Source organism: Desulfosarcina cetonica JCM 12296, assembly GCF_001311845.1.
GTDB lineage: Bacteria > Desulfobacterota > Desulfobacteria > Desulfobacterales > Desulfosarcinaceae > Desulfosarcina > Desulfosarcina cetonica.
Window position 1 is genome coordinate 1 of sequence record NZ_BBCC01000202.1, and the last position, 10,867, is coordinate 10,867.

Here is a 10,867-nt window from a genome sequence, read left to right on the forward strand (position 1 = left end):
CTTTAATCAATTCATAAGCTGGAGAATAGAACGTGACAATCCCAAAAAAATTGCTGGTTTTGGTTGATGGCTCCGAACGGTCCATACAAACGGTCAGCTACGTTAAGGATTTTATTCCCATTGATAAGAATATGCGAATCGTGCTGTTTCACGTTTTCGATGGCAGACCGGAGGAACTTCGCGAATTGGAGCAGACCCCCAACTGTATCAATGCGGTCAGTCAACTGCAAAATCAGGAAGCGGAACAAAAAGCTGCAATTTGGTGGTACCTGGAACGGGCGAAAGAGGTTCTGACAAAGGGTGGAATTCCGAAACAGTCAATTGAAATCAAATTCCATCTCAGGGAAAATGGGGTTGCCCGGGACATTATTAACGAAGCGAAAAACGACTACAGCGCAGTCATTATGCGAAGGCGGGGGTTGGGTGCGCTGAAAGGGATCATTCTCGGCAGCGTTGCTGTAAAGTTATTACAAACTATAACATTTATTCCAATTATAATCGTGGGTCAGGTTCCCACCAATAAAAAAATTTTATTGGCCGTGGATGCTTCGCCATCTTCGAGAAGAGCTGTTGAATTTATTGGCTCATTGTTAGGCTGCCATGGATATGAGGCCTGTATATTTCATGCAATTATAGGCTTGGGATCAATGGCTTTTAAATTTCCCGAGGTAAATGCGCCGGAATTTCCAGAAGTTGAAATGCCTGACAACTGCATTGAAGCCTTTAAATTAAAAACAGTCCGACTGTTGCAGGCTACGAAAGACACGCTTTTATCGTCCGGGTTTGAATCTGGAAAAATATCCGAAAAAATCATCACCGGTGCCCATAGCCGATCCTTGGAAATCGTAAAAGAAGCGGAAGAAGGCGGTTACAGCACAATCGTTGTCGGCCGGAGAGGGCTTTCGAGGGTTGAGGCCTTTTTCATGGGCAGGGTCGGCCATAAGGTTGTTTATGGGGGCGATAAATTTACGGTCTGGGTTGTCTGATGACGCCCCTTTAACGAAGGGCAGTCAACAAACATGAGCCCAAAAGTGGATGGCGCTTTTCCGGGCCAGACCGCTGTATAGTCTGCAGACTGGCAATGAGCCTAAAAAAGGGGACAAGTTAAACCCAGCTGAAAATCAACCTTATGGGCGGGGAAATTAGCAATGCCGACCTATGTGAAACATTCGGGAATAAGCAGAGAGCGCATCCTGGAAGCTGCGGAACGGCTTTTCGCGCTCAACGGTTTCGAATGCACCACCATTGCGCAATTGACCTGCGAGGCGAAGGTGAATCTGGCTTCTGTCAATTATCACTTTGGATCCAAGCGTGCTTTAATCGAACAGGTTATCGAACGCCGACTCTCACCGATCAGTCAACGGTGCATGGAAGAGTTGCGGAAGATAAAAGAAACAACCATCCAGCAAGCCTGCCAACCCGATATCAAAGACGTCCTGCGTGCATTCATCAGCCGGCTTTAGCCTTGAACGGAACAATTCAAAACGGCGGATACTTTCTATTAATTGCCGGCCGTGCTTTCTACTGTCCGGACGACACCGTCCGGAAGCTTTTTGCCCGCCATTTAAAACCCAATTTCGAGTTGTTTCTCGAATTGATGAGAGATGCGCTTCCAGATGTATCGGAGCGGGTATTGCTGTGGAGAATTCATTTTACCATAGGTTCACTTGCCCACGCCATGCATCTTTGTGGCTTTCAACTGCCGATACCGGCTGAAATTTTTCCTCCCATCGAGAATGCGGAATACATGGCGGACCAACTGCTATCCTTTCTGACATGCGGCATGAGAGCGCCTTGCCAAGCGGGAATTAAAGCGACTCCCGAATTTGGTGGCCAGGTTTCTATGCCGACGGATAGCAATGAGAGGGCTCGATGAATAAATCAAAGGTAAATGTAGATCATGAACTTTTTACAATTGAGCGGCGAGTATATTTGCACCATCGGACAAGGATGCTGAAACCCTTTATAAGCCAACTGCCAAGCCCGTTGACGTGTATCATTAGCTCCAGGCAGGAAACCGTTTCAATCAATGCCAATCCATTGGGACGCGAAGCCGTGCCATGTGTGCAGATCCCAGCTCGGGGGTTTGACAAACAGCAATATTGGGAGAAAACCGATTTCCATGCGAGCGGTGACTATCTATCAGAAGTAAATGGAAGAATGTCGACACTCCCCATATCCGATTTTGGTCAGGTAAAAGCGAGGCGATGATGATCAAAGACAAAAGGAAATGGCTGGCATGGATTGCGGGGGCGGTATTTCTGTGTTCCGGGACGATAGGGATGTGGCTCCATTATGCCGGAAAACAAGAAGACGGCCTGGTGTCTGGAAACGGCCGAATCGAGGCGACCGAAATTGACATTGCTGCGAAGACCGCCGGTCGCATCAAGGAAATCATGGTGCGGGAAGGAGATTTTGTTACGGCCGGACAGGTAGTGGCCATGATGGATACAGAGGTGTTGATGGCGCAGCTACGTGAGGCCCAGGCTCATCTGCAACAAATGAAAAGCGCAGCCGCTACCGCCCGCAGCCAACTCCACCAAGCAAAGCGGAGAAAGCGGCTGCCTTGGCGGTTGTTGCCCAATGCCAGGCCGAACTTAACGTCGCCAAAAACGCTGGAACCGTTCTTCCAGGCTGGCTGTGAAAGGTGCTGTCGCGCAACAGGAAGCCGATGAGGACCAAGCGCGTGTGGAAAGCGGTACAGCCGCCGTCAATGCGGCACGCGCACAAGTCGCCGCAACCGAAGCCGGGATTGCCACGGCATATGCGCAGATCGAGGGCGCGGATTTCAGCATCGAGCTGCCGACGCCTCCATTCAACGTCTTCAGGCCGATATCTCTGACTGCGCTCTCAAGGCTCCGAGGGATGGTCGAGTGCAATACCGCGTCTCCCAACCGGGTGAGGTCATCGGTGGAGGGGGCAGGGTTCTGAACCTCCTCGATCTGAGTGATGTTTACATGACCTTTTTTCTCCCGACGGCCGTGGTGGGAAGTGTAGCCATGGGTACCGAAGTTCGCCTGATACTCGATGCCGCGTCCATGTATGCAATACCGGCCAGCGTTTCCTTCGTCGCCGATGTCGCCCAATTCACACCAAAGAGTGTCGAGACCGCCGACGAACGGGAAAAGCTGATGTTCCGTTTGCGGGCCAGCATACCGGCCGATCTACTCAAGAAACACATTTTGCAGGTAAAGACCGGGCTTCCCGGCGTGGCCTATGTGCGGTTGGATCAGGCAAAACCATGGCCGCCATACCTGCGGGCGATGTTACCAGAATGACCCCCTCCGTGCCCGCCGCAATGCAGCCACCCATAGCACGATTGCGAAACGTCGGCCTGCGTTATGGCAAGACCATCGCGCTGGATCGGATCAGCTTAGATCTGCCGGCCGGCGGCATTCTCGGATTTATCGGTCCAGACGGTGTGGGTAAGTCCAGCCTTTTCTCCCTGATTGCAGGATCCAGGAGTATTCAGGCAGGACAGGTCAATGTGCTGGGTGGCAGTATGGCCGACAGACACCATCGCCGGAAAAACTGTCCTCGCATGGCTTACATGCCCCAAGGGCTTGGAAAAAATCTATACCCGACGTTGTCGGTTTTTGAAAACGTAGAGTTTTTTGCGCGTCTGTTCGGACACAACCGTCATGAACGGGAGTTCCGCATCGCTGTGTTGCTGGAGGCCACCGGATTGGCGTCCTTTGCCGAACGACCCGCAGGCAAACTCTCTGGGGGCATGAAACAAAAGCTGGGGCTTTGCTGCGCACTGATCCATGACCCAGAACTGTTGATCCTGGACGAGCCTACCACCGGCGTCGACCCACTATCCCGTCGGCAGTTTTGGGAACTTATCGAGCGTATCCGGGCCGATCAACCCGGCATGAGCGTGTTGGTGGCCACTGCCTACATGGAAGAAGCTGCCCGTTTCGACTGGTTGGTGGCCATGAATGGCGGACGGGTCCTATCTACAGGAACGCCCCAACAGCTTCTGAATCAGACAGCAACCAGTTCGCTGGAGGAAGCATTTATCACCCTGATTGCCCCGGTCTCAAAGGGAAGGGCAGAGGCCCGTTGTCATCGCGCCCCTCAAGGACGAGGAGAGTGGCGAAGCCGCAATCGAGGCCCACAACCTTACGATGCGTTTCGGCGACTTCACCGCTGTCGATCATGTCAGTTTCCGCATTGGTCGCGGAGAGATATTTGGATTCTTAGGCTCCAATGGTTGTGGGAAAACCACTACAATGAAGATGTTGACCGGCCTTTTACCAGCCAGTGAAGGCGATGCCTGGCTGTTCGGGCGTCCCGTAGCCCCGCATGATATCGACACGCGCAGGCGCGTCGGTTACATGTCGCAGGCATTCTCCCTCTATGGAGAACTAACGGTGAGTCAAAATCTGGTGCTCCATGCCCGCCTGTTCCAACTGCCGGAAGCACGGATACCGGCGCGGGTTGATGAGATGGCCCGGCGTTTCGGCCTGGAGCAGGTGCTGGATCGTTTCCCAGAAACGCTTCCCCTCGGCCAACGCCAGCGGCTCTCCCTTGCGGTGGCCATGATCCACGGTCCAGAAATGCTCATCCTTGACGAGCCGACCTCGGGAGTAGATCCGGTGGCGCGCGATGCCTTTTGGCAGATCATGGTCGAGCTATCCCGACGGGACAAAGTGACTATTTTTATATCCACTCACTTCATGAATGAAGCCGCACGCTGCGACCGGATTTCACTGATGCACGCCGGACGGGTATTGGTGAGCGGCGTACCGGAAGCGCTGGTTGCCGACCGCAATGCTAAAACGCTGGAAGAGGCCTTTATCAGTTACCTTGAAGACGCGGCCGAGGAAACAGCGGCGGAGCGAGCAGCCGCGAAGGCAAAAAGAGCGCCTGTCGAGTTTTCCGGCCCGGTTTTGGTTGATTCACCCAGCGGTTTCTTCAGCTTGCGGCGTCTGTTCAGCTACACGCGCAGAGAGGCTCTCGAGCTGTGCCGTGATCCGATTCGGTTGACCCTGGCGCTGCTCGGAAGCGCCATCCTCATGTTTGTCATGGGTTATGGCATCAGTCTCGACGTGGAAAACCTTTCGTTCGCGGTGCTGGACCGCGATAATACCATGCTCAGCCGAGACTATGTACTCAATTTAACTGGCTCGCGCTACTTCAGCGAACGACCGTCCATCGGAGATTATGCTGAGTTGGACAGGCGCATGCGTGCCGGCGAAATCAGTCTGGCCATCGAGATCCCCCCCGGTTTCGGTCGTGATATATGCAGGAGCAAGCCGGTCGCCATCGGTGCATGGGTCGACGGTGCCATGCCGAGTCGTGCCGAGACCATTCGTGGTTATGCAGAGGGAATGCATGCCCACTGGCTTGCGGCCATGGCACGGGAGACCCTTAGTGATGCGATGCCAACGGGATCCGTCACCATCGAAACCCGTTTTCGCTACAATCCGGACGTAAAAAGCCTTCCGGCCATGGTGCCGGCGGTAATTCCACTTCTTCTCATGATGATTCCGGCCATGCTGACCGCGCTTTCGGTTGTTCGGGAGAAAGAATTAGGCTCCATCGTCAACCTCTATGTCACCCCGGTCACCCGGTTGGAGTTTCTGATCGGAAAGCAGTTTCCCTATGTGGTCCTGGCAATGACCAATTTCCTGTTATTGACCGGACTGGCCATCTTTGTCTTCGGCGTCCCGCTCAAGGGAAGTTTTTTAGCCCTCGCTGTTGCCGCGTTGTTGTATGTAATTATCGCCACCGCGTTCGGCCTGGTAATCTCGACATTCATGCGCAGCCAAATTGCCGCCCTTTTCGGCACGGCGATTCTCACCCTCCTGCCGGCGGTTCAATTCTCCGGAATGATCGATCCCGTTTCTTCACTGGAAGGGATCGGCGCCTGGATCGGGAAAGGGTACCCGACAACCCACTTCCTGACCATTTCCCGCGGTACTTTCTCGAAAGCGCTTTCTTTCGGCGATCTCCATGCGTCATTTATTCCTCTGCTGCTGGCGGTTCCCATTTTGATTTTCCTGGGTGCAGCCTTGCTCAAGAAACAGGAGCACTGACGATGCGATTGGCTAACATATTTCATCTCGGGATCAAGGAAATTCGCGGTCTGCTGCACGACCCGATCATGCTCATCCTGATCATCTATGCATTTACCTTCGCGGTTCATACATCCGCTACCGCCATGCCCGAAACCCTGCACAAGGCACCCATCGCCATTGTTGACGAAGATCGCTCTCAACTCTCACAACGCATCGCCGATGCCTTTTTCCCGCCGCATTTCATGCCACCGGCACGGATTTCCCAGGCAGAGATGGATGCACGCATGGATGCCGGCATAGATACCTTTGCCATCAACATCCCTTCTGACTTTCAGCGTGACGTGCTGGCCGGTCATACACCCGCGATTCAGCTCAACGTAGACGCCACCCGCATGAGCCAGGCGTTCACCGGCAACAGTTATATTCAGACCATCATTACCGGCGAGGTTACCACTTTCCTCCAGGGCCACCGCTCAAACGCATCGTCCTCTGTGGATCTGGTCCTGCGGTCTCGTTTTAACCCCGAGTTGAACAAAGCATGGTTCGGTGCGGTCATGAAAGTGATTGATAATGTCACCATGCTCTCATCATTCTCACGGGTGCAGCACTGCTCCGCGAACGCGAACATGGTACCGTGGAGCATTTACTGGTTATGCCGGTCACTCCTTTTGAGATCATGAGCAGCAAGGTATGGGCCATGGGAATCGTGGTGCTGCTGGCAACGGCCGGTTCGCTGAGGATTGTCGTCCAAGGCGTGCTCGGAGTACCCGTTGAAGGCTCTGTTACGTTGTTTCTGGTTGGAACTGCGCTGCACCTGTTCGCCACAACGTCACTGGGGATTTTTCTTGGCACCCTGGCCCGTTCGATGCCGCAATTCGGGTTGCTGATGATGCTGATCCTCCTGCCACTGCAAATTCTTTCCGGCTCAACCACTCCCCGTGAAAGCATGCCGGAATTGGTCCAGTTCTTGATGCTGGCGGCGCCAAACACCCATTTTGTCATCCTTGCTCAGTCCATTTTGTATCGTGGCGCGGGGTTTACCTTGGTCTGGCTCCAATTCATCGCCCTGATTCTGATCGGGGCGACCTTTTTTGCGGCATCCCTGGTGCGTTTTCGTAAAGCGATTGGCTCAATGGCATAAAAACACCTGCATCGGATGCGTTAAACCAGAAGAGAATGAATATCTCAACGCTGCTTGGTAAAACCTTCAAGAAGGGAATCGACGATGCTCAAATTGATTGCTGAATTCGCATTCGTGCAGATCGTGGTGTTGATCATCTCTGCCTCCGTCGGGGCAGATGATCTCGATCTTATCCTGTCCACCTCCCAAAACACGGTCCAAACCGGTGGCGTGGTGATCTTGGATATCCACCTGCACAACCCCACAGATGATCAAATCACATTTGAACTTCCACCGACATTGCCCTGCCGCGTGATATCGGGTCAGACATCTGTTGTTATCAATGCGGACCTGTTGGGTGGAGATGCGATGTCCCGATTGGACGTTCCTGCCAAAGGTTTTGCGAAACGCCAATGCAAGCTCTCCGTTCCTGCCTACGCAAAGGAGATGATTCAGATACGTTTGGAGGCGATAGATACCAATACACTGACCATTCCGGTAAAAAAAATGTTTCCTGCCACGCTGGTCGGTCATCAGGTTCCGCTCGACCAGGGGCAGACGCTGGCACAGTCATACCTGGATTCCTTGTCTGTCCATCAACCCATGTATTTTCTGCCGGGCGTGGATCCAGGGTTGGAACAGACCAAATTTCAGTTCAGTTTCAAATACCGCCTATTTAACCCCGATGGATTTCTGGCGGAAAAAGCCCCGTGGGTGTCGGGACTTCATCTGGGATATACCCAACGTTCCATTTGGGATCTAAAAAGCGATTCCAAGCCATTTGACGATACCAGTTATATGCCGGAACTCTTTTACCTGCTGCCCAAGATCAACTTGAATGTTGCGCGGATCTCCGCCTTCGGCATTCAGGGTGGTTTTCAGCACGAGTCCAACGGCAAGGGGGGGATGATTCCCGCAGCACCAATATCCTCTATTTGAAGCCCCTTTTGGGAGTGCATCTGATTAATACCGTCTATCTCAAAATCGCTCCCAACCTATTCACCTATATCAACAATTCTGAAAGTACGAACGAAGACCTGATGGATTACCGTGGATATTTCGACCTTGAGGTGGGGATCGTCGACACCCAGGGTCTGGCCTTGAATTCTCATTTCTGGTGGGCAACAGAAGGCGCAAGCGTACAATTGGACCTTACCTACCCAATGACCCGGCTATTAGGCAAAGACCTGAACTTTTACCTGCAGGCTCAATATTTCAGCGGTTACGCTGAAACGATGCTCCATTATAACGAACGTCACGATGCTTTACGAATAGGACTTTCAATCGTCCGGTAAACCTTTTCAATTTAAACCGGGTGTTAAATTATTATGAGCTCATCTGTCCCCGGTAAAGATGGTTTTCTTGAGTAAAACCGAATGGTGGATTGAATCAACAAAAATAAATTCAACGAACAGGAGGTACTCCATGAGTATCCGCAAACAATTTCTGAAAAGTAAATCCCTGTGCAAGGTCACTTTTAAAATTACGGAAGAAGTTCATCGTGGCGCAAAACAGGCACATGTTGTTGGTGAATTCAATAATTGGTCAACCACGGCCACGCCAATGAAACGGCATAAAAACGGTTCATTCAGCATCACTGTGGAACTTGAAACAGGCCGATCCTATCAGTTCCGCTATTTACTGGGGCAATCCGACTGGGAAAACGACCCTGACGCGGATGACGTTGTCCCGACCCATTATAAAGATAGTTATAATTCTGTGATTAACTTGTAGCTGATTCCCTCTGATCACGTTGTGTTGCTCCTTCGGGGGCTATCCAGAAGCCCTTTATTAACTTTTGTTGTGTCTCAGTCTCTTTCCTGCCAAGAGCACTGGTTGGCTTGACATGTCTTGGTGTGTTCGGAGCTCGATTTTCTACTTTCTTTCACTGGAAGGGGGGTATTATGGATAAAAAAGCACCTACGCATTGTGGCAATAAACATAATACTGAAATGAAAGAAAATGCCTCTGAGAAAATAATAATTGCTCGCTCCTCACCACGTATTTCTACTGGGGTGATCGTCACCTGTCGTCCATACTCCAGCAGAGGCGCTTTTGATGCTATTGATGGTGTTATGGCAAACTTTTCGAGCCAAGGATCCTATGTTGAAACGTCCCATGAATTTAAATCAGGAACCATACTTATCCTGCGGGTTGTCTGTTACCCCAACATGCCGTCATCAATGCCTGACGTGCAGCAACCGCGCTCCATATGCCTGGCCGAGGTTAAATGGCGACAGAAACTGACTGATGAAAACGCCATTCGATATGGAATGGGTCTGAGATATCTCGATTAGGAACAGAAGCCGGCGAGACCATGGATCAAAACGAAATCTATCCAATCATGATTGATTTAACTTTCAGCATAGTAGAGGACTTAGCATGACAACACGCCATCAACATCCTCGAATTCTAGTGGTTGCCCCGGAAGTAACATTGATGCCTTGCGGCCCTGAATCGTCACCACGGTATATTTGTGCCCGGCTGGTGGAATGGGCGACATCTGTTCGGCCCAGGTTCATGCACTTTACGAGCGGGGTGTCGATGTACACCTGGCCGTGCCGGACTATAAAAATGTGCTTATAGAAAAAGACTTGTCAGGTGTTGATATTCACCATCGTCAGCACCAACTACCCGAAAATTTAATCCATCTGGCTCATGATCCTTCTTTTTATACCATCCTGAACTGTTTTTGCCGACAGATAAGGATGGTGTACGCATTGCCCTTGCATTTCAGCGGGAGGTGATTGACCGCATCATACCGGAAATCCAGCCCGACCTGATTCACTGTTATGATTGGATGACGGGATTGATTCCTACCACAGCTCGTCTCAGCAACATTCCATGCCTGTTCACCATTTATCGCCTGGATTCTCCGCAGGTACTGCTCTCGACCATCGAAGCGCAAGGTCTTAATACAAGATCCTTCTGGCAGGACTGCTTCTATTCCGACATGCCGAAAAGTTACGAGGAAACCAGAGAGACCAATCCACTGGCGTTGCTGACCAGTGGGGTATTTTCTGCTTGCCAGGTCAACACCCTGAGCCAAACGGTTTTGGATTCCCTTATCGATGATCGTAACCCGCTTGGCGCGCCATTGCTGAAAACCGAACTTCAAAAAAAATATTGGAATAGCTGTCTTTGTACCTTATCCCCGGCACCCGATGCATCCTTCAACCCGGCCACCGACCGAACCCTGCTACGCTTTATGGTCCAGAGACCCACGCCGCCAGTAAACTTTATAACAAACTCCATCTCCAGGAAACATTGAACTTAAGCATCAACTCAACGGCACCGGTTCTTTTCTGGCCCACCACAATATGTTGGGGACAACCGGAATGCCGGATGATGGCGGACACCCTTGGTATAATTCTGGAACGTTATCGGGAACAGGCATTGCAGATCGTTTTTGTCGCCGAAGGTGATTTTCATGATCATTTACGCTTATTGGTTGACCAGTTGCACGCCGCCGATCGCGTTGCGGTGTGCGATTTTGATGTTCAATTATACCGGATGGCATACGGTGGATCCGATTTTTTGCTCATGCCGGTGCATTTTGCTCCCTGTGCCCTTCCCTGTATAATCGGCCAATTCTACGGGACCCTGCCAATCGCCCATGATACGGGTGCCATTCACGATTGTGTCGAGCCCTTGAATGCCCCCTCTGATTGTGGCAGCGGATTTTTGTTTAAAAATACCAGTCCAGATGACTTTTTATCGG

Annotated in this window: 13 protein-coding genes and 3 pseudogenes; all 16 read left to right on the top strand. The window is 51.6% G+C overall.

What is annotated here, in order from left to right; translation table 11 throughout:
• Window positions 1-32 precede the first annotated feature (32 nt).
• The gene (locus JCM12296_RS28475) at window positions 33-986 is read left to right on the top strand and encodes a universal stress protein (RefSeq protein WP_054700153.1); all 954 of its coding nucleotides are present in this window, start codon (window positions 33-35) and stop codon (window positions 984-986) included.
• A gap of 162 nt (window positions 987-1,148) precedes the next feature.
• Window positions 1,149-1,463: a TetR/AcrR family transcriptional regulator gene (locus JCM12296_RS28480; protein WP_054700155.1), complete on the top strand. Its 315-nt coding sequence runs from the start codon at window positions 1,149-1,151 to the stop codon at window positions 1,461-1,463.
• A gap of 2 nt (window positions 1,464-1,465) precedes the next feature.
• Entirely contained in the window at window positions 1,466-1,876 is a 411-nt protein-coding gene (locus JCM12296_RS28485) for a hypothetical protein (RefSeq protein ID WP_054700157.1), read from the top strand.
• Between the two features lie 331 nt (window positions 1,877-2,207).
• On the top strand, window positions 2,208-2,675 hold the full coding sequence (locus JCM12296_RS45995) for an HlyD family secretion protein (RefSeq protein ID WP_246805015.1): 468 nt from the start codon (window positions 2,208-2,210) through the stop codon (window positions 2,673-2,675).
• Window positions 2,676-2,688: 13 nt separating this feature from the next.
• The gene (locus JCM12296_RS46000) at window positions 2,689-2,931 is read left to right on the top strand and encodes a hypothetical protein (RefSeq protein WP_246805016.1); all 243 of its coding nucleotides are present in this window, start codon (window positions 2,689-2,691) and stop codon (window positions 2,929-2,931) included.
• A complete protein-coding gene (locus JCM12296_RS46005; RefSeq protein WP_246805017.1) occupies window positions 2,874-3,278 on the top strand; it encodes an HlyD family secretion protein in 405 nt (134 codons plus the stop codon). The genes JCM12296_RS46000 and JCM12296_RS46005 overlap by 58 nt, the downstream gene beginning before the upstream one ends.
• A gap of 20 nt (window positions 3,279-3,298) precedes the next feature.
• Window positions 3,299-3,835 (top strand): annotated as a pseudogene (locus tag JCM12296_RS48310) (ATP-binding cassette domain-containing protein); the annotation flags it as partial.
• 196 nt (window positions 3,836-4,031) lie between these two features.
• Window positions 4,032-6,044: a ribosome-associated ATPase/putative transporter RbbA gene (gene rbbA / locus JCM12296_RS28495; RefSeq protein WP_281492186.1), complete on the top strand. Its 2,013-nt coding sequence runs from the start codon at window positions 4,032-4,034 to the stop codon at window positions 6,042-6,044.
• Between the two features lie 2 nt (window positions 6,045-6,046).
• On the top strand, window positions 6,047-6,706 hold the full coding sequence (locus tag JCM12296_RS46010) for an ABC transporter permease (RefSeq protein WP_246805019.1): 660 nt from the start codon (window positions 6,047-6,049) through the stop codon (window positions 6,704-6,706).
• On the top strand, window positions 6,661-7,167 hold the full coding sequence (locus JCM12296_RS46015) for an ABC transporter permease (RefSeq protein ID WP_246805021.1): 507 nt from the start codon (window positions 6,661-6,663) through the stop codon (window positions 7,165-7,167). Before JCM12296_RS46010 ends, JCM12296_RS46015 begins: the two co-directional genes overlap by 46 nt.
• 582 nt (window positions 7,168-7,749) lie before the next feature.
• Window positions 7,750-8,441 (top strand): annotated as a pseudogene (locus JCM12296_RS46020) (phospholipase A).
• Between the two features lie 130 nt (window positions 8,442-8,571).
• Window positions 8,572-8,880 (top strand): isoamylase early set domain-containing protein, encoded by a 309-nt coding sequence (locus JCM12296_RS28515; protein WP_054700164.1) that lies wholly within the window; start codon window positions 8,572-8,574, stop codon window positions 8,878-8,880.
• 170 nt (window positions 8,881-9,050) lie between these two features.
• Window positions 9,051-9,443, top strand: coding sequence for a PilZ domain-containing protein (locus JCM12296_RS39060; RefSeq protein ID WP_155321737.1), 393 nt, complete (start codon window positions 9,051-9,053; stop codon window positions 9,441-9,443).
• Window positions 9,444-9,620: 177 nt separating this feature from the next.
• Window positions 9,621-9,893: a glycogen/starch synthase gene (locus JCM12296_RS50950; RefSeq protein WP_422699185.1), complete on the top strand. Its 273-nt coding sequence runs from the start codon at window positions 9,621-9,623 to the stop codon at window positions 9,891-9,893.
• Window positions 9,833-10,417 carry a glycogen/starch synthase gene (locus tag JCM12296_RS28520; protein WP_083456607.1) on the top strand — a complete coding sequence of 195 codons (585 nt, stop codon included), beginning with the start codon at window positions 9,833-9,835 and terminating at the stop codon, window positions 10,415-10,417. The genes JCM12296_RS50950 and JCM12296_RS28520 overlap by 61 nt, the downstream gene beginning before the upstream one ends.
• Before the next feature lie 74 nt (window positions 10,418-10,491).
• Window positions 10,492-10,867, top strand: a pseudogene (locus JCM12296_RS28525) (glycogen synthase); the annotation flags it as partial.

Coding starts and splice junctions, on each gene's coding strand:
- JCM12296_RS45995 (WP_246805015.1), top strand. CDS start 2,208: ATGATGATCAAAGACAAAAGGAAATGGCTGGCATGGATTGCGGGGGCG.
- JCM12296_RS28480 (WP_054700155.1), top strand. CDS start 1,149: ATGCCGACCTATGTGAAACATTCGGGAATAAGCAGAGAGCGCATCCTG.
- JCM12296_RS46010 (WP_246805019.1), top strand. CDS start 6,047: ATGCGATTGGCTAACATATTTCATCTCGGGATCAAGGAAATTCGCGGT.
- JCM12296_RS28515 (WP_054700164.1), top strand. CDS start 8,572: ATGAGTATCCGCAAACAATTTCTGAAAAGTAAATCCCTGTGCAAGGTC.
- JCM12296_RS39060 (WP_155321737.1), top strand. CDS start 9,051: ATGGATAAAAAAGCACCTACGCATTGTGGCAATAAACATAATACTGAA.